The organism is Leifsonia stereocauli (genome assembly GCF_038432415.1).
Taxonomy (GTDB): domain Bacteria; phylum Actinomycetota; class Actinomycetes; order Actinomycetales; family Microbacteriaceae; genus Orlajensenia; species Orlajensenia stereocauli.
This window is the reverse complement of the sequence record NZ_JBCAUN010000002.1, coordinates 578,690-596,073: the sequence shown is the minus strand read 5'-3', so window position 1 is coordinate 596,073 and position 17,384 is coordinate 578,690. Positions and strand designations below refer to the sequence as shown.

The 17,384-nt window shown below is 68.0% G+C and carries 14 protein-coding genes and 3 tRNA genes; 5 read left to right on the top strand and 12 right to left on the bottom strand.

Annotated elements, in window-relative coordinates:
* Window positions 1-4: 4 nt before the first annotated feature.
* The gene (locus AADV74_RS11685) at window positions 5-382 is read right to left on the bottom strand and encodes a hypothetical protein (RefSeq protein WP_342114220.1); all 378 of its coding nucleotides are present in this window, start codon (window positions 380-382) and stop codon (window positions 5-7) included.
* 181 nt (window positions 383-563) lie between these two features.
* Between AADV74_RS11685 and AADV74_RS11680 the strand changes: the two genes are divergently transcribed.
* Together AADV74_RS11680 and AADV74_RS11675 are read left to right on the top strand one after the other, a co-directional pair.
* Entirely contained in the window at window positions 564-1,805 is a 1,242-nt protein-coding gene (locus AADV74_RS11680) for an AI-2E family transporter (RefSeq protein WP_342114218.1), read from the top strand.
* A 2-nt stretch (window positions 1,806-1,807) separates the two neighbouring features.
* The gene (locus AADV74_RS11675; RefSeq protein WP_342114216.1) at window positions 1,808-2,230 is read left to right on the top strand and encodes a DUF1801 domain-containing protein; all 423 of its coding nucleotides are present in this window, start codon (window positions 1,808-1,810) and stop codon (window positions 2,228-2,230) included.
* 131 nt (window positions 2,231-2,361) lie between these two features.
* On the opposite strand, the gene AADV74_RS11670 is transcribed toward AADV74_RS11675, so the two are convergent.
* The 6 genes from AADV74_RS11670 to AADV74_RS11645 all read right to left on the bottom strand — a co-directional run bounded on the left by AADV74_RS11670 (window position 2,362) and on the right by AADV74_RS11645 (window position 8,706).
* Window positions 2,362-2,435, bottom strand: a tRNA-Met gene (locus tag AADV74_RS11670).
* 36 nt (window positions 2,436-2,471) lie between these two features.
* Window positions 2,472-2,543 (bottom strand) — tRNA-Thr (locus AADV74_RS11665).
* Between the two features lie 98 nt (window positions 2,544-2,641).
* A complete protein-coding gene (locus AADV74_RS11660; protein WP_342114214.1) occupies window positions 2,642-4,609 on the bottom strand; it encodes a glycoside hydrolase family 13 protein in 1,968 nt (655 codons plus the stop codon).
* A 132-nt stretch (window positions 4,610-4,741) separates the two neighbouring features.
* Entirely contained in the window at window positions 4,742-5,728 is a 987-nt protein-coding gene (locus AADV74_RS11655; RefSeq protein ID WP_342114213.1) for a sugar ABC transporter permease, read from the bottom strand.
* On the bottom strand, window positions 5,728-7,347 hold the full coding sequence (malF, locus tag AADV74_RS11650) for a maltose ABC transporter permease MalF (protein WP_342114211.1): 1,620 nt from the start codon (window positions 7,345-7,347) through the stop codon (window positions 5,728-5,730). Before malF ends, AADV74_RS11655 begins: the two co-directional genes overlap by 1 nt.
* 123 nt (window positions 7,348-7,470) lie before the next feature.
* The gene (locus tag AADV74_RS11645) at window positions 7,471-8,706 is read right to left on the bottom strand and encodes a sugar ABC transporter substrate-binding protein (RefSeq protein ID WP_342114209.1); all 1,236 of its coding nucleotides are present in this window, start codon (window positions 8,704-8,706) and stop codon (window positions 7,471-7,473) included.
* 231 nt (window positions 8,707-8,937) lie between these two features.
* On the opposite strand from AADV74_RS11645, the gene AADV74_RS11640 reads away from it, so the two are divergent.
* Window positions 8,938-10,731, top strand: a complete 1,794-nt coding sequence (locus tag AADV74_RS11640) for a glycoside hydrolase family 13 protein (protein WP_342114206.1) — start codon at window positions 8,938-8,940, stop codon at window positions 10,729-10,731.
* An 82-nt stretch (window positions 10,732-10,813) separates the two neighbouring features.
* On the opposite strand, the gene AADV74_RS11635 is transcribed toward AADV74_RS11640, so the two are convergent.
* The 4 genes from AADV74_RS11635 to AADV74_RS11620 form a co-directional block, all read right to left on the bottom strand.
* The gene (locus AADV74_RS11635) at window positions 10,814-11,722 is read right to left on the bottom strand and encodes an endonuclease domain-containing protein (RefSeq protein WP_342114204.1); all 909 of its coding nucleotides are present in this window, start codon (window positions 11,720-11,722) and stop codon (window positions 10,814-10,816) included.
* Window positions 11,723-11,909: 187 nt separating this feature from the next.
* A complete protein-coding gene (locus tag AADV74_RS11630) occupies window positions 11,910-13,289 on the bottom strand; it encodes a peptidoglycan DD-metalloendopeptidase family protein (protein WP_342114202.1) in 1,380 nt (459 codons plus the stop codon).
* 226 nt (window positions 13,290-13,515) lie between these two features.
* Window positions 13,516-14,331 carry an inositol monophosphatase family protein gene (locus AADV74_RS11625; protein ID WP_342114201.1) on the bottom strand — a complete coding sequence of 272 codons (816 nt, stop codon included), beginning with the start codon at window positions 14,329-14,331 and terminating at the stop codon, window positions 13,516-13,518.
* Between the two features lie 125 nt (window positions 14,332-14,456).
* Complete coding sequence (locus tag AADV74_RS11620) at window positions 14,457-15,314, bottom strand: SDR family oxidoreductase (RefSeq protein WP_342114200.1); 858 nt, start codon at window positions 15,312-15,314, stop codon at window positions 14,457-14,459.
* A gap of 123 nt (window positions 15,315-15,437) precedes the next feature.
* Here AADV74_RS11620 and AADV74_RS11615 point away from each other — a divergent pair, with 123 nt between their 5' ends.
* Window positions 15,438-15,830, top strand: a complete 393-nt coding sequence (locus tag AADV74_RS11615) for a winged helix-turn-helix transcriptional regulator (RefSeq protein ID WP_342114198.1) — start codon at window positions 15,438-15,440, stop codon at window positions 15,828-15,830.
* 206 nt (window positions 15,831-16,036) lie between these two features.
* Here the strand turns inward: AADV74_RS11615 and AADV74_RS11610 are convergent.
* Window positions 16,037-16,121, bottom strand: a tRNA-Tyr gene (locus tag AADV74_RS11610).
* 212 nt (window positions 16,122-16,333) lie between these two features.
* Between AADV74_RS11610 and AADV74_RS11605 the strand changes: the two genes are divergently transcribed.
* A complete protein-coding gene (locus AADV74_RS11605) occupies window positions 16,334-17,350 on the top strand; it encodes a LacI family DNA-binding transcriptional regulator (protein ID WP_342114196.1) in 1,017 nt (338 codons plus the stop codon).
* Window positions 17,351-17,384: the final 34 nt, after the last annotated feature.

Genomic DNA, 17,384 nt, shown 5'->3' with positions numbered 1-17,384 from the left:
GGCCTCAGGCGTCGCGCAGTTCGGCCTCGCCGGGACGCAGCCCCAGCGCCTGCTCGACGACCTTCCGCTCCGCCGGGGCGAATTCGCGCAGGAGATCCGTCGCTGCACGCACCACGGCTGCGCCCTCGCGACGCGCCCGCTCTCGCCCGGCGGCGGTGAGGAAGACCTCGACGTTCTCGCTGTTGCGACCCCTGATGCGGCACAGCACGGATCCGTCGCGCACCAGCCCGCGCACAACCGCTGTGGCGGCATCCGGTGCCAGGTCCATCGCCCGGCCGAGCTCGCCCAGCACGATCGAGCCGCGCACGAGGGCGTACTGCAGGATGAGCATCGTGTCGATCCGGTCGTCCGCCTCTGCGGGGTTCATCACTGCTGCACTCACGATGGGCCTCTCGTCACACGGTCCGGGAAGGATCATTTCCCTTGATCACCACTTCTGCTCAGAGCTGCCGATCGGATGCAGCACCGCGTCAGCGGGATCGATCGCCTGACGCTCGAATGCAGACGCGACGCCGCGTGTCCAGCCCCGCGGCGCTGACGTTCATGACGGGTACCGTTGGCCCATGAGCGACAACAAGCCTGCCTCCGTGCCCGACCCCGGTGCACCGATCCCCGCGACGACACCGGCATCGAATCCCGGGCCAGACCTGGTGGCACCGGATGCCGCCCCTGCTGCAGCCGTCGATACGTCGCACCGCCGCCGCCCGCGCCCCACGCTGCGCTCCCTCCTCACCGACGGGCTCGGCGAGGTCGGCATCAGGAGCGGGCAGATCCTCCTCGGTCTCACCCTCGCGGCGGTCGTGGTGTGGGGGCTCGTTCAGCTGAAGCTGGTCGTCATCCCGGTGCTGGTCGCCCTCATCCTCGCAGCCGCCCTGTCTCCCGTGATCAGGTGGATGCGCCGCCGTGGCCTCCCGGCGATCGTCGCCACCTGGATCACCCTCATCGGCGGCATCGTCATCTTCGGCGGCATCATCACGCTCATCGTGTTCGCGGTGCGAGGCCAATGGGAGGAACTCTCGAAGTCGGCCACCCAGGGCATCGACGCCGTCGGCGAATTCCTGCAGAGCGGCTCCCTGCCGATCGACCAGGACCAGCTCGACAGCCTCAAGAAGACAGTCACCGACTTCTTCACCAGCAGCCAGTTCGGAACCGGTGCCATCGCCGGAGTCTCGGTCGCCGCCGAGCTCGTCACGGGCGCCCTGCTCGCCGTGGTCGTGCTGTTCTTCTTCCTCAAGGACGGCGACCGCATCTGGGCGTTCTTCCTGCGCCCGTTCAGCGGCCGCAGCCTCGAGCGCGGCCAGCGCATCGGCGCCACCTCGGTCAGGACCCTCGGGGGCTACGTGCGCGGCACGGCCATCATCGCCTTCGTCGACGCCGCCGGTGTCGGCATCGGCCTCGCCATCCTCGGGGTACCGCTGGCGCTCCCGCTGGCCGTGATCGTCTTCATCGGTGCGTTCATCCCGATCGTCGGTGCGACTGTCGCCGGCATCCTGGCCGCCCTCGTCGCCCTCGTCGCGAACGGACCCGTCGTCGCGCTGATCGTCGTGGGAATCGTCATCGCCGTCAACCAGATCGAGGGCAACTTCCTGCAACCTGTCGTGCAGGCCAGGTCGCTCAAGCTGCATCCGCTGGTCATCCTCGTGGCCCTGACAGCCGGAACCATCCTCGGCGGCATCGTCGGCGCCGTGCTCTCGGTGCCGATCGCGGCCGTCGCCTGGGCCATCGTCAAGGCCTGGAACCCAGAGGACGAGGCCGCTCCCCCATTCGCAGAGCCCTCGCTCGCCGAGAAGGCGGGTACTGTGTGAGCATGAGCGAGGTCGGCGACTTCATCGCGGCTGTCCCCTCCGCCAGGAGGCGAGCCGATGCCGAGACCCTCCTCGGGCTCTACACGAGGGTCACCGGCGAGGCGGCCGTGCTCTCCGGCACCATCGTCGGATTCGGCAGTTATCACTACAAGTACGACAGCGGCCGCGAGGGCGATGTCGCTGCGGCGGGCTTCGCGCCGCGCAAGGCGGCCATGTCGATCTACCTGGTCGACGGCATCTCGCGCTATCCCGATCAGCTCGCGCGTCTCGGCCCTCACACCACGGGCGTCGGATGCCTCTACATCCGCGATCTCTCGGCCATCGACCTCGGCGTGCTCGAGCAGATCATCACCGAGTCGTACACGACCCTCACGAGGGACACGTATCGCCTGCGGGCCCGCGACGGGGAGCCGGCGAAGGACTGATCCGACTCCGCGGCAGCGAACACCCGCTCGCTGAGGGCCGAGCGAAGCGATCGCCCGAAGCGACAGCCCGAACCGCGCCGACTCGGCGGCATCCGCCAGAGGAATGGGCTCGTCGAACGAGCCTCTTGTTGTAGCGGGAGCGGGACTTGAACCCGCGACACCACGATTATGAGCCGTGTGCTCTAACCACCTGAGCTACCCCGCCGCGGACTCCGACGCACTGTTTCACATCGAGAGTCTGAGCCCCCTGTGGGAATCGGACCCACTACCTCTTCCTTACCAAGGAAGTGCTCTACCAATGAGCTAAGGGGGCCAAAGTGTGAGGCGCTCGGGAGCGCGCCACGTTTTTGGCACCAGTAGAGAATAGCATCCGCAGAACGTCGCTTTGACCGCGGGGCACCCCGCGCAGGGCTACGCCCTCATCACCGCCGCGGTCACCCCCGGCAGCACCCACGCCGAGAACGACGGGCCGCTCCCCTGCAGGCTGATGCCGTCGGCGGATGCGGCCAGCCGGCCGTCGCCGAACGCCGGCGTCGCGGCATCCGCCCCCGCGAGAGCGGTCGACGGCAGAGCGACGTCGTAGTCGGCGCGCGCAGCGACGCAGAGCACCGTCTCCGACGCGGACTCCCGCGCGTACACGAGCACGTCATCGCCAACGTGCAGCCAGCGCATGCTGCCCGTCGAGAGGGCGAGGTGCGCGCGCCGCAGACCGATGAGCGACGCGTAGAGGTCGATGCGGGGCGCCACCTCGGCATCATCCGTCGTGCTCCACGGCATGGGCGTGCGCGATGCCTCGCCGTCCTCACCGGTGAGTCCGAACTCGTCGCCGGCGAAGACGACGGGGATGCCGGGCAGCGTCACCGAGAGGCCGAGCGCCACGGGAGTCACGCCGGGCCGCGCCGAGGTGGCGAAGCGCGGGGTGTCGTGGGTGTCGAGCGCGTTCATGGCGCCGAGCCGAGTGCGCCAGGGGAAGCCCGCAGCGAACTGCGTGTGAGCCTCGACGAACTGCTCGCCTGTGAAGTCCGGCACCATGCCGAGAGCGAAGCCCAGGCCGCCGAACGCCGTGCTGCCCGGAACCAGCAGCCAGGACCACAGCGGGCGCGTGAAGTTCGCGTAGGTCATGGCGCCATGCCACGCGTCGCCCTGGAAGTCGCCGGCGGCGTCGTTGGTCGACTCTCCCAGCAGGATGGTGTCGGGGTTCACCTCGTTCATGGTGCGGCGGATGATGCGGCGCACCTCGGCGTTGTGGTCCTCGTCGAGGTACCGACCCGTCATGTTCGCGACGTCGATGCGCCAGCCGTCGAGGTTGAACGGCGGCTGCAGCCAGCGCGCGACCACGGATTCCTCGCCCTCGATGAATCGGCGGCGCAGCACCTCGGAGTTCCAGTTGAACTTGGGCAGGCTGGGCACTCCCAGCCACGAGACGTACGACCGGCGGGGCGCCGCAGCGGGGGCGGCATCCGTCACCGCGTAGCTGGCATCGACGGCGTCGGCAGCCGACGCCGACTCGTCGGGGGCGAGCTCGGCCTGCACGGTGTCGAGCCAGTAGTAGAACGCAGCCTCATCGGAACCAGCATCGGCGAGGGCCGAGGCGAACCACTCGTGACCGTCACCGGAGTGGTTCGAGGTGAGATCGCCGATCACCCGGATGCCGCGAGCGTGCGCGGCCTCCACGAGACGCACCAGCGCCTCGTCGCCGCCGAGCAGCGGGTCGACGATGCTGAAGCTGGAGGCGTCGTACCGGTGGTTCGAGCGGCCGGGGAAGACCGGGGTCAGGTAGAGCAGGTTGACGCCGAGGCCCACGAGGTGGTCGAGCTTGCTGCGGACGCCATCGAGGTCGCCGCCGTAGAACTGCTTCGAGCGTCCCGGCGGCCTGGTGTCGACGGGGTCGCCCCACGCTGCGGCGATGGCCCAGTCCGGCGTCTCGCGCGAGTCGGCGGCATCCGACCGCGCGAAGCGATCGGGGAACACCTGGTAGAGCACGCTCTCGGCCGCCCAGTCGGGAGCATCCGCGCCTGCCGCGATGCGGAAGTCCTCGCTGTCGAGGGTCTCGATCCGCGAGAGGCCTCGGGCATTGAGCCAGTGCTGACGGCCGTCGTCCGTGACGATCAGCCAGCGGTAGTGGTGCACCGGATTCTCGACCTCGACGGTGGCCTGCCACCAGTCCCAGCCGGCGGCACTCGCCACGAGCGTGGCCTCGGCGAAGCGCGGCTCGCGGTTCGGGTTCGACCTCACATGCACGCTCGCGACGGCCCCGAACGTCTGGGGCACGCGCATCCGCATCACCAGATCCTGTCCGAGCGACGGATGCTGCTCCTCTATATACAGCGGAGAACCATCGTGGTGCGGCAGGTGGGCGAGAGGCACGGGGTCATCCATTCGTCGACGGTATCGCCCGGATGTTACGGGCAGGTATGCAGGATGAGGCTCGACTTGGACGCCCATCGCGTCCCTGTCGAGCCTGGTCCTGCATTCGCGGGCCGGGCCGGCAGCGCGCGTGCTGAGGTGGCGTTACTTGACGGCTCCGGCGGTGAGCCCGCCCACGATATAGCGCTGCAGCAGGAGGAACAGCACCACGACGGGCACGGCGGCCATGATCGCTCCGGCCGAGAATGCGCTCCAGTCCGCGTAGCGCGGGTTGGACACCAGCTTCACGAGCCCGACGGCGAGAGTCTGCTTCTCGGGGTCGATGAGCACGACGCTCGCGATCACGTAGTCGCCGAAGGTGGCGATGAACGAGAGCAACGCGACCACCGCGAGGATCGGCGCGACCAACCGCAGGATGATCGTGAAGAAGATGCGCGCGTGGCCGGCTCCGTCGATCTTCGCCGCCTCGTCGATGGAGGCGGGGATGGTGTTGAAGAAGCCGTACATGAGGAAGGTGTTCACGCCGAGAGCTCCGCCCAGATAGACCATGATCAGGCCGATGTGGGTGTTGAGGCCGATCGCCGGGAAGAGGTCGCCGATCGCGTTCAGCAACAGGAAGATCGCGACGACGGCGAGCATCTGCGGGAACATCTGAACCACGACGATGGTCACGAGCCCGAAGCGGCGGCCCGTGAACCGCATCCGCGAGAACGAGTAGGCGGCGAGGGCTCCGAGGAACACCGTCGCGATGGCGGTGATGCTCGCGATGATGATGGTGTTCCAGTACCAGGGCAGGTACGGGACCTGCGGGTCGGTGAGGATGCGCGCGTAGCTGTCGAGCCCGAACTTCGAGAACAGGGCGTTCGAGCCCGTGAGCGTTCCCTTCGGGTTGAGCGAGGCCGACAGCACGAAGACGAGCGGGAACAGCGCGAAGATGCTCACGATCACGCCGACGAGGTGGCGCCACCCGGTCGCGCCGAACCAGCGGCCGAAGTTGAAGGGGCGGCGCCTGCCGGCCGGGCCGCGCAGGTGCGGCGGCTGGGCCGGCCTCTGGGCTGCGGCATCAGCCTCGAGGATCAGGGCCTCGGTGAGGCCGACATTCGTGCCGGGCACGGGCTTCTGCGCGTTCATCAGTTGAGATCCTCCAGCGCCTTGGTCTTGCGGAAACTGACGATGGCGATGACCGCCACGATGATGAAGATGATGATCGCGAAGGCACTGGCCAGGCCGTAGTCGCGAGTCTGGCCCGTGAACGCGACCTTGTAGACCATCGAGATGAGGATGTCGGTGAAGCCGACGGGGATCGGTGCGTTGGAGTCTCGCGGACCGCCGTTGGTGAGCAGGTAGATCAGGTTGAAGTTGTTGAAGTTGAACGCGAACGACGCGATGAGCAGGGGTGTCAACGTCACGAGCAGCAGCGGCAGCTTGATGAGCCTGAAGATGGCCCACGGCCTGGCGCCGTCGACCGTCGCTGCCTCGGTGATGTCTTCGGGGATCGCCTGCAGGGCGCCCGTGCAGACGAGGAACATGTACGGGAAGCCGAGCCAGAGGTTGACGATCAGGATCGACACCTTCGCCAGCGTCGGATCGGTGAGCCACGGTATCTCGGCCCCGCCGAAGATCACCTGGTTGATGAAGCCGAAGGTCTCGTTCATCATGCCCGCCCACACCAGCGCGGTCAGGAACGCCGGGAAGGCGTAGGGCAGGATCATGATGACCCTGTAGTACTTGCGTCCCCTCATCCGCGCGTCGTTGAAGACGATGGCGAGGAACAGGCCGAGGAAGAACGTCGTGGCCACGGACAGGATGGCGAAGACGAAGGTCCAGATGGTGACGTAGATGAGCGGACCACGGATGCTGGAGTCGGTGAAGGCGCGCACGAAGTTGTCGAAGCCCACGTTCACCTGCCAGCCGGGCAGCAGCTCAGTGCCGTCATCAGCGGTGAACGCTCCCGTGCCGATGTTCGAGTAGACGATGCCGGTCTCGGTATCGGTCATGGTGTCCGCGGCCTCGTCGTACTCGAGCGACGAGGTGTAGAGGTAGGCCGAACGGCCGTCCTGGGTGCGTAGTGCCCCGTCGTTCGGATCCTCGGAGAACGGCACGGAGAGTTCGGTGATCTCGTCGGTGCGCGCGATCACCTGGGCGAAATCCAGACTCGTGGCATTGGGGATGGCCACGGCGAGACCGCCCTCGACCGTCGCATCCGACACTTCGCGCAGCGGGGTCTCGTTGTTTCCGACACTGACGGTGCCGTCGGGGGCGGTGACGAGCAGGCCGAGCTGGCCGGCCTCGTCGACGACGGTGACACCGTAGGTGGCGGAGTCGGGAACGCGCACCAGGGCCGAACTCATGAGCGAGTCGATGGCCTGTTCCTGGGTGCCGTTGTGGCCGGTGCCGTAGTTCGTGAACGCCACGTAGCCCGTGTAGACCAGCGTGAAGATCTGGAAGACGACGAGGAACAGCACACCCGGTGCCAGGTACTTGGCCGGCAGCTTGCGCGGCGAGAAGTAGATCCAGTTGAACAGCGCGGTGACGACGACGACGATCGCTGCCACCAGCCACTGCTCGTGCCCGACCAGCACGAAGAGGGCGTACAGCGCGATCGCATCGACCACACCGAGCAGCACGATCTTCAGCAGAAGCATCTTCGTGCCGACGGATGCCGCCTCGGCGACGCGGGCCGCTCGCTTCTGGTTCCTCGTCGGGGGCGGGGTGGTGCCGGCCTCGACGTCATCGGTGATGGTGCTCATGTACATCCTCGTTCTCGTCGCCCGGGGTTCGCATCGTCGGCTCCAGCCTCGGTCGCGTCGCCCGACGAACACCGAAACCCGGTGCGGATGCCGTCGGCATCCGCACCGGGTCGATGGGTCGTGTTACTTGATGGCGGCCTGCACGTCGCTGGCCAGCTTCTGCCAGGTCGTGACGGGGTCTGCGCCGTTGATGATCGCAGCCTCGGCGATGCCCCAGTACTGCCAGACCGAGCCCATGGCCGGGATAGCCGGCATCGGGACGGCGTCGGCGCCGACGGTCTCGAAGCCCTTGATGATCGGGTCCTCCGAGGCGGTCTCTGCGGCGGCCGTGAGGGCGGGCAGCACATTGCCGGCCTTGAACAGCTCGAGCTGCACGGCCTCGGTGCCGATGTAGTTGACGAGGAAGTCGGTCGCGGCGACCTTGTTCTTCGACTCGGCGCTCATGAAGAAGCCCTTCACACCGGCGAACGGCTGTGCGGCCTGGTCGGTGGGGCTCGGGATCGGGTCGATGGCGACGTTGATGCCGGCCTCCGTCGCTGCGCCCACGTTCCACGGGCCGGTCAGCCAGAAGGCGGCCGTTCCGTCGAGGAAGGCCTGCTTGGCGATGTCACCGTCGATGTCGGTGTTGAAGGCGCCGGTGCCGTTCTTGCCCTGGTTGCCGAGCCAGGTGGCGAACTGCTCGCCGCCGGCGTTGCCGAGCTGGAGGTCGGTGGGGTCGTAGCCCTCGGCTCCGGAGCCGAAGACGGGAGCACCGAACGCGGTCTGGAACGGGTAGAGGTGGTACGGGTCGCCCTCTGCACCCTGCTGCACGACGAACGGCTGGGTGAGGCCGGCGGCCTTGCCCTTGGCGATCATGTCGTCGAAGCTCGTGGCGGGCTCGGCGACGATGTCGGCGTTGCGCAGCATCGCGATGTTCTCGACGGCGTAGGGCAGGAGGTAGGTCGTGCCCTCGTAGGTCGAGGCGTCGATGGCGACGGGGAGGTAGTCGGCTGCGGCATCGCCGAGCTCGAGCGGAGCGACGACACCGTTGGTCGACAACTCGCCCAGCCAGTCGTGCGCGCCCATGACGATGTCAGGGCCCTTGCCGGTCGGAACCTGCTGGATGAAGTCGTCCTTGATGGTCGACGTGTCCTTGCCGACGAGCTTCACGTCGATGCCGGTCTTCTCGCTGTAGTCCGCAGCGGCACCCTTCAGCGCGTCAACGCGCTCGGAGTCCACCCACACGGTCAGGGAGCTGGTGCTGCCGCTGGCCTTGGTGTCGTCGGAACCGCCGGTGCTGGCCGAGCAACCCGACAGAACCACGGCGGCCGTGAGCGCTACGGCTCCGAGCCCCACAAGACCCTTCTTCTTCACCATCATTGGTGTCGCCTCTCGTTTGAACGCTGATGTGGAGAGAATTCCTTCACCCGCGGGAGGCGCGAAAGGTCGTTCTCTCGACTTGCCTGCAGAAATGCAAGCGATTACATGTATACCTGCTCGGACCGGTAACGCCAAACTGCGTCAGGAGAACCGATACGGGGTTGTGACCTCCTAAGCCGGCCCGAAACATGCAATCGCTTGCATATCGTCGGATTCGCGTATGGTGTCGCCATGAGCACTGAGAAGACCGTGGCCGCCGAGGCGAGCCCTGCGGCCGCCATCGGCGACGCATCCGAGGCCGCATCCCCTGCCGCGAACCCGGCCTCGGAATGGTGGAGAACCGCCGTCATCTACCAGATCTACCCGCGCTCCTTCGCCGATGCGAACGGTGACGGCATGGGCGATCTGGCCGGCATCACCCACCGACTTCCGGCCCTCGCCGACCTCGGTGTCGATGCGATCTGGCTCTCGCCGTTCTACACCTCGCCTCAGCGCGACGCCGGCTACGACGTGGCCGACTACTGCGACATCGACCCGCTCTTCGGAACCCTGGCCGACTTCGACGTGATGAAGGATGCAGCGCACGCTCTCGGCATCCGCGTGATCGTCGACCTCGTTCCCAACCACTCGTCGAGCGACCACGTCTGGTTCCAGGCTGCACTCGCGTCTCCGGCCGGCAGCGTGGAGCGCGAGCACTACATGTTCCGCGATGGCCTGGGCGAGAACGGCGAGCTGCCGCCCAACAACTGGGACTCGGTGTTCGGCGGCGCAGCCTGGACGCGCGTGACCGAGCCGGACGGAACGCCCGGCCAGTGGTACCTGCACCTCTTCGACTCCTCGCAGCCCGACCTCAACTGGGACGACCCCTGGGTGCGCGAGCAGTTCCGCGACATCCTGCGGTTCTGGCTCGACCGCGGGGTCGACGGCTTCCGCGTCGACGTGGCGCACGGCATGGTGAAGAAGGCCGGCCTGCCCGACTACACGCCCGCCGAGGGTACCGGCAGCATGGGCGGCGGCACCGCCACGCTCGAGCCGGCAATCAGCACCGAGCTGCCCGACCTGCCGCCCTACTGGGGCCAGGACGGCGTGCACGACATCTACCGCGACTGGCGCGAGCTTCTCGACACCTACCCCGGCGAGCGCATCCTCGCGGCCGAGGCGTGGGTCGATCCGCTGTCTCGCATGGCCGACTGGGTGCGGCCGGATGAGATGCACCAGGCCTTCAACTTCGCCTACCTCGAGACTCCGTGGGACGCCGCGGCCCTCCGGGCGGTCATCGACGAGTCGCTCGAGGCCTTCGCGGCCGTCGGCGCCCCGTCGACCTGGGTGCTGTCGAACCACGACGTGGTGCGCCACGCCTCGCGCCTCGCGCTCACCGCCGAGAACCTGCAGGGCCACGGCATCGGCCCCAAGACCGTCGGCCTCCCCGATCCCGAGGTGGGTCTGCGTCGGGCACGCGCCGCGACTGCACTCATGCTCGCGCTCCCGGGCTCCGCCTACCTGTACCAGGGCGAGGAGCTCGGCCTCCCCGAGGTCATCGACCTGCCGGACGACGCCCGCGAGGACCCGACCTGGTTCCGTACGAACGGCGAACGCTATGGGCGAGACGGATGCCGCGTGCCCATCCCCTGGGAGACCGGCGGGCCGTCCTACGGCTTCGGCCCCTCGACAGCCTCCTGGCTCCCGCAGCCTGCCGTGTGGGCGCAGTTCGCCCGCGACCAGCAGGTCGGCGTCGAGGGATCGACGCTCGAGCTCTACAAGCGCGCCCTGGAGTTGCGCCGATCGCACGCACTGGCATCGGGCTCACTCGTATGGGGTGAGGCTGGCGCTGATGCCGGTGCTGACGCTGTTGCCGGTCTTGGTGCCGGTGCCGACGTACTGGTCGTGCGCAATGGGTCGATCACGGTGGTCGCCAACACGGGCACCGCTCCGGTCGAGCTGCCCGACGGCGAGGTGCTGCTGAGCAGCGCTCCGCTCACCGGCCGCACCCTCCCGGCAGACACGACGGTCTGGCTCGCCGCCTAGCCCTCTCGCCTGCGCGCTCCCGCCCCTGCTGCGTTTGCAGGATGAGGCTCGACACAGCTGCATATCGCAGTCATGTCGAGTCTCATCCTGCAAACGTGAATGCGAAGGGACCCGCCGAAGTCGCTCGACCCCACCGGTGCTCGTTCCGACGCACCAAGTGCAGGATTCCCGCGGCGACCTCGTCCCACCTGTTCATCACCATCTGATAACTGATCCGAAGCACCAGATACCCCTGCATGATCAATGCGAAGTCGCGCCGCCGGTCGTCTTCGAATGCTTCCCCGGTGTGGAAGGTCCGTCCGTCGAGCTCAAGAACCAGCCTGTCGCCGATGAGGATGTCGACTCGGCCGGCTGGCGCGATCCACACCTGAGTCCGATGCTGAACCCGCGTCGTGGCCAAGAGAAGCCTGACGAGCGACTCGAGTCCAGATTGAGCACCGGCGTCGGCTCGGTCGAAGATCCACAGCTTGCCCAACGGGATCCGCGGACGCATGCGCGCGAGATCTGCCTGACCCAACAGACGCTTGTTGAGTGCAGAGTCCAGGGCAGCCAGCGCTGACCTCCCGTCGCCACAGCGGAACATCTCGACGATCGCATCACCGACCGAATCGACGCAGGGCGACGTTTTCGGCCAGAGGGAGTAGTGGACGCAGACCTTGTGGAGATCGGCGGCAAGGGGAGTCGCACGATCATCGGGCGACGAGAGCCTGCTTGCCGTCGACCTCACCCTCACATGAAGGAGGTCATCGGATAGAAGCCACAACCCGTTGGTTCTCGCAACCGATGCCCCAGTGAGTACGCCACCCACTCGCACCGCCCTGACGACATCAGGGTGCGCTAGAGGTGAGGCGAACCACCTGCTACGCACGGGCACCAACCCACCCGTGCGCACAGCCTCCCTCACAACTGACCGGGGTATCCCCATCGCATCCATCGCTCGATAGTCGGCCACTCCCCCGACGTTGGTCACCAGTCGTTGAATCTCGTTCATCCGCCCAGCGTCGATCCATCGCGCTCGGCAACCTGTCATCCGCGTGCTGATGAGGACAGCATCCGACTCAAACGGTGCTGGGGAGGAGTCCAGTTACTCGAATGCAGGACCAGAATCGGCATGGGCGCATATAGCAGTCATGACTGACGTGGTCCTGCAAACTCGAAGGTGCGCGGGAGTGACGGCGTCAGTTGACGTGCGCGTAGAGCCACTCGAGCGGGTCGGTCCAGGGGCCGGTCCTGCCGCCGAGACGGATCTCGAAGTGCAGGTGCGGGCCGGTCGACATGCCGGTGTTACCGGTCTTGCCGATGACGTCGCCCACCTTCACTGTGTCGCCCTCCTTGAAGAGCATCGAACCGTGGACCATGTGCGCGTAGACGCTGGTGACGACCTGGCCGTCGATGACATGGTCGATCATCATGTGGACGCCGAGGTCGCCTTCGCCGTCTTGGGCGTAGCTGACGACGCCGTCGGCGATGGCCTGAATGGGCGCGCCGAGGCCGGGGTTGAAGTCCTGGCCGTGGTGGTCGCTCGAGCAGCCGGCGCAGTCGCGGGCTCCGAACTGGTCCCCGATGTGCACTCCGACGCGGAACGGCCACTGCACGGTTCCGTTGGGGTCGTTGGTGAACGATGCCTCGAGACGGATGCCGCTCTCAGCGGCGACCTGCGCCACCGTCGAGGTGTCGTAGCCATCTCGCTGCACGGCGTAGGCCGACACGTCATCGCCGACGGTGACAGTCTGCGCGACGCCGCTGTCGGTGCCCGTGGCGGCGGCGACGGCGGCTGCCGCCTGCACGTCGGCCGCCGAGAGCAGGGCGTTGGCCGGAGTAGAGGTGGCAACGGCGAGGAGGGCGACGACGACGATCGCGAGGCCGGCCATCCCCTTCGCGGCGAGGTGGCGCGAGACGCGACGGGAGACTGATGCCTGAGCCGGGACGGGAACCGGAGCCGTGGGAACTCCCGCACGCTCGGGCAGTGAGCGCACAGGAGCGGCTCGGCGGCCCCGCGTGGGTGCGGTGACGTCTTCGGCGATGGTGCTGCGCGCCTCGCGTCGTGACGACGACTGGTTGGGAGCAGGGGGAAGGTCGGCTGCGGGAAGCTCGACACGGAGCGCCGCACGATCGCGGCCGGGAACCGACGTGGCGGGAACGATGGCGGGGAGGGCAGCAGTCGACGGGAACGCCGATACGTCGTCGAAGGGAGCGTCGTCCGAAGGCGCGGAAGCAGGAGCGGCATCGAAGGCAGTCTCGGCAGCGACGGGCGCAACCTCGGGAGCGGCATCCGCAGCAGTGAGCCCGGGATTCAGCAGCGCGAGGAATTCGTCGTCAGCAGCGCGCGAGACGGAGGGGATGTCGGCGGGGACCGGGATCTCGAACGCTTCGGGCTCGGTCTCGGCTGCCGGGCTCTCGGCCTCGACGGGCTGCGATGCAGCGGACGATCCAGGTGCAGACTGCTCCGCGGCCAGCTCGCGGGCACGCTCGCGTTCGCGGATCTCGCGCCGGGTGAGGCCTGCATCCGGGGACCCTCCAACGCCAGACGAGGCTGGAGTCAGGGGGTCATGAAGCAAAACGGTTACCTTCGGCACAGGATGGAACGGGGCGCCACCGGTCAGGGGATACCGGTAACGGATTGGTAAAGGCTAACGAAGCCCACCTGAAAACTCTATGTATATGAGTGGAATCACCCCCACAAGAGTCACAATCGATCATAACCGCCACCGCTTGAGCGCCCGTACAGGAACACCCCATGTGGACACCGACGCGACCATCGTGTCGGGGGAGGAACAGCGCCGATCAGGCGGTGTATCCGGCCTCGATGAGCAGTCCCTCGAAGGCGTCGAAAAGTGGCGGTGCAGCCGCGATGGTCATGGCCGTGCTCTCGGCGTCGCCGCCGACTCCGCCCACTTTCGCCCCGGCTTCGCGTGCGATCAGACCGCCGGCAGCGTGGTCCCAAGGGTTCAGCCCGCGCTCGAAGTGGACGTCGAGCCGCCCCGCCGCGAGGTAGCTCAGATCGAGCGCGGCCGAGCCGATGCGTCGGATGTCGCGCACCCTCGGCAGGATCGTGCGCAGGATCTCGGCCTGCTCTGCGCGCGTCTCGGACGAATAGGAGAAGCCGGTCGCCACGAGCGCATACGGCAGCTCGACATCCCGGGTGACCGCGAGGCGGGTGTCGCCGAGCCACGCTCCTCCCCCGGCGCTCGCGCGATAGGTCTCCCCGGCGGCGGGGCCGACGACGACTCCGGCGAGCGCGTTCCACGTCGCCGGGTCGGGATCGCCCTCCACGACGGCGACGCTCACGGCCCAGGCCGGCAGCCCGTAGAGGAAGTTGACGGTGCCGTCGATGGGGTCGACGACCCAGGTGAGCCCGCTCGACCCGCCCGAGGCATCGGACTCCTCTCCGAAGAAGCCGTCGTTCGGTCTGGCGTCGGCGATGAGCGAGCGGATGAGCGCCTCGGTCTCGCGATCGGCCTGGGTCACGATGTCGGTCGGCCCCGACTTGGTGGCGGCGACATCGACCCCCTCGCGCCGGCGCTGCAGGGCGAGGGCGCCCGCCTGCGTCGCGATGTCGTGGGCGAGGGCGAGCAGGTCGGAGTTCGCGGCAGCGGTCATGACGGCAACGCTACTCCGGGCGACGGATGCCGTTTCGGGAGATGCACGGTGACGAATGCCAGCCGGAGGATGCACGGCGACGGATGCCGCCCCGGGGCGAGCGGCATCCGTCACCCGCGCCGCGATCAGCCGATCGCGGCGTGCAGTCCCTCGACGAGCGGCGTCGTCGGACGACCGATGAGACGCGCGAGGTCGCCGCTCGTGTCTGCGAGCAGTCCGTCGCGGATGTTGCCATCGAGCGCCACCACGAAACCGGCGGTCCCGTCGTCGAGACCCGCAGCAGCGAGCGCCGCGAGGTGCTCCTCGGGGCTCAGCGACTGGAAGGTCACCGGAGTGTCGAGAACCTCGGATGCGGCCTCCGCGAGTTCGGTGAAGCTCCAGGCGTCGTCGCCGCTCAGCTCGTAGACCGCGCCATCGTGGCCGTCGGTCGTGAGCACGACGGCCGCAGCCTCGGCGTAGTCGGCGCGGCTGGCGCTCGCGACGCGACCGTCGCCCACGGAGGCTGCGATGACGCCGCTGGTGCCGGCATCGGTCACGGCTCCGACGTAGTTCTCGGTGTACCAGCCGTTGCGGAGGATCGTGACGCTGAGACCGGATGCCTGCAGCAGGTCCTCGGTCGCCTTGTGCTCCGGCGCGAGGATGAGGGGCGAGGTCGTGGCCTTCGGGGCGCTCGTGTAGACGATGCGCCCGACGCCGGCCGCGACAGCCGCGTCGATGGCGTTGCGGTGCTGCTCGACGCGCTGGCCGACCTCGCTGCCCGAGACGAGGAGCACGGCATCGGCTCCGTTGAAGGCTGCGGCAAGGGAGGCGGCATCCGCGTAGTCGATTCGCGCTGTGCGCACTCCGCGCTCGGCGAGGTCGGCGAGCTTCTCGACCGAGCGGCCGGCGGCGACGATGGAGGCGGGCTCGACGCCGCGTGCGAGGAGGGATTCGACGGCGAGGCGTCCGAGGTGGCCGGAGGCTCCGGTGACGACGATGGTCATGGTGGGGGTCCTTTCCCGAGGGAGGAAGTGAGTGGTGTTGCGAACTGCGTACGGGGGTTCCAACGGTGGGCCGCCTCGATTGCTTCCCGTCGCGCAGTACCCACTTTTTGGTAAGCTACCCACATGACGGTAAGTGACCCCCGACTCGTCGACCTTCCGGGCTACAGCGGCGGAAGGTTTCCGGCTGCATGCAACAGCCGAACCGTTCTCGACCACGTGACGAGCAAGTGGGGCGTGCTCGTGCTGCTCACCCTCTCGGCCGGCAGCCTGCGCTGGGGCGAGCTGCGGCGCACCATCGAGGGCATCAGCGAGAAGATGCTGGCGCAGACCCTGCGCACCCTGGAGGCCGACGGCTTCGTGCTGCGCGAGGCCCAGGCCGTCATCCCGCCGCGCGTCGACTACAGCCTCACGGAGCGCGGGCACGAGCTGGCCGACCGCCTCATCCCCCTGATGGGCTGGATCGCGGACAACGCCGACGACATCGTGGATGGCCGGGCAGCGGGACGCCTGGGCTGACACCACAGCCCTACCAGCGGCATCCGGACACAAGAAAAGGACCCTGCGGGCCCTTTGTCTGTTGGTGGCGAGTGAGGGATTCGTCCCCACCGCACGGCCGTCACGTCGCTTCGCGCCGCGCCGGAACCGGCGGCGTGGGCCCACCCGGGGGTTCTCATCAGCATTCATCACCAACAAAAAAAGGACCCTGCGGGCCCTTTGTCTGTTGGTGGCGAGTGAGGGATTCGAACCCCCGAATGCTGAGCAGTCTGATTTACAGTCAGATCCCTTTGGCCGCTTGGGTAACTCGCCGAAGCGCACCCGACCACATGCAACCACATGACCGAAGACGCGTGATAAGGATACTCGGCAGATCGCCAGTCGTGAAATCGACGGATGCCGCCGCCCGAGCACCCTCGAGAGCGGGCCCACGCGCGGCGCGGCGAACAGCACGACGGCCCCCGCGCACCGGGCGTGCCGCGCGCCGATAGGATTCACGGGCAGACGAATCGAAGGGCACGTTCATGGCCGGCATCGAAGAGGTCGCCCGGCTGGCCGGGGTCTCCACAGCCACCGTCTCGCGCGCCCTCAGCGGCAACGCCCACGTCTCCCCTGCCACCCGCCTCAAGGTGGAGGCAGCCGCGCTGGAGCTCGACTACGTGGTCTCCTCCAATGCCTCGAGCCTCGCATCCGGTCGCACGCGCAACATCGGCGTCGTGGTGCCGTTCCTCAACCGCTGGTTCTTCTCCTCGGTACTCGAGGGCGCCCAGCAGTCCCTGCTGCGCCACGGCTACGACCTCACCCTCTACAACCTCTCGGGCGACGGCGACGAGCGCCACAGCGTGTTCGAGCACTTCCTGCTGCGCCAACGGGTCGACGCCGTGATCGCCATCTCCCTCGAGCTCACGGAGAGCGAGGTCACGCGCCTGCACGCTCTGAGGAAGCCCCTCGTCGGCGTCGGCGGCCCCATCCCGGGCGTGCGCACCCTCACCGTCGACGATGCTGCCGTCGCACGTCTGGCAACCGAGCACCTCATCGGGCTCGGCCACACCCGCATCGCCCACATCGGCGGCACCCTCGAGTTCGACCTCGACTTCCACCTGCCCACGAACCGGCGACTCGGCTACGAGCATGCGCTGACGGATGCCGGACTCGAGATCGATCCGTCACTGTTCGCCCCGGCCGACTTCACCATCAAGGGCGGCTACCACGCGGCCAAGCAGCTGCTCGGAGTGCCGCACAACCGGCCGACGGCCATCTTCGCGGCGTCGGACGAGATGGCCATGGGCTCGCTGCTCGCGGCCCGCGACCTCGGCCTGGTCGTGCCGCGCGACGTCTCGATCGTCGGCATCGACGACCACGACCTCTCCGACTTCTTCGGCCTCACCACCGTCGCGCAGTTCCCGCGCGGCCAGGGCGAGAAGGCGGCCGAGATGCTCATGGAGGAGCTGGCGCCGTCTCCGCTCGCCGAGCTGCCGGCCACGACGCCGCTGCCGTTCGAGCTGAAGGTGCGCTCGAGCACGGCCCGTCCGCCGGCATAGCGTTGATCGAGTAGCGCCGCCGCAGGCGACGCGT

Excerpts from the sequence above, each read along its gene's own strand:
- AADV74_RS11680 (WP_342114218.1), top strand. The coding sequence starts at position 564 with ATGAGCGACAACAAGCCTGCCTCCGTGCCCGACCCCGGTGCACCGATC.
- AADV74_RS11675 (WP_342114216.1), top strand. The coding sequence starts at position 1,808 with ATGAGCGAGGTCGGCGACTTCATCGCGGCTGTCCCCTCCGCCAGGAGG.
- AADV74_RS11660 (WP_342114214.1), bottom strand. The coding sequence starts at position 4,609 with ATGGATGACCCCGTGCCTCTCGCCCACCTGCCGCACCACGATGGTTCT.
- AADV74_RS11655 (WP_342114213.1), bottom strand. The coding sequence starts at position 5,728 with ATGAACGCGCAGAAGCCCGTGCCCGGCACGAATGTCGGCCTCACCGAG.
- malF (WP_342114211.1), bottom strand. The coding sequence starts at position 7,347 with ATGAGCACCATCACCGATGACGTCGAGGCCGGCACCACCCCGCCCCCG.
- AADV74_RS11645 (WP_342114209.1), bottom strand. The coding sequence starts at position 8,706 with ATGATGGTGAAGAAGAAGGGTCTTGTGGGGCTCGGAGCCGTAGCGCTC.
- AADV74_RS11640 (WP_342114206.1), top strand. The coding sequence starts at position 8,938 with ATGAGCACTGAGAAGACCGTGGCCGCCGAGGCGAGCCCTGCGGCCGCC.
- AADV74_RS11635 (WP_342114204.1), bottom strand. The coding sequence starts at position 11,722 with ATGAACGAGATTCAACGACTGGTGACCAACGTCGGGGGAGTGGCCGAC.
- AADV74_RS11625 (WP_342114201.1), bottom strand. The coding sequence starts at position 14,331 with ATGACCGCTGCCGCGAACTCCGACCTGCTCGCCCTCGCCCACGACATC.
- AADV74_RS11620 (WP_342114200.1), bottom strand. The coding sequence starts at position 15,314 with ATGACCATCGTCGTCACCGGAGCCTCCGGCCACCTCGGACGCCTCGCC.
- AADV74_RS11615 (WP_342114198.1), top strand. The coding sequence starts at position 15,438 with ATGACGGTAAGTGACCCCCGACTCGTCGACCTTCCGGGCTACAGCGGC.
- AADV74_RS11605 (WP_342114196.1), top strand. The coding sequence starts at position 16,334 with ATGGCCGGCATCGAAGAGGTCGCCCGGCTGGCCGGGGTCTCCACAGCC.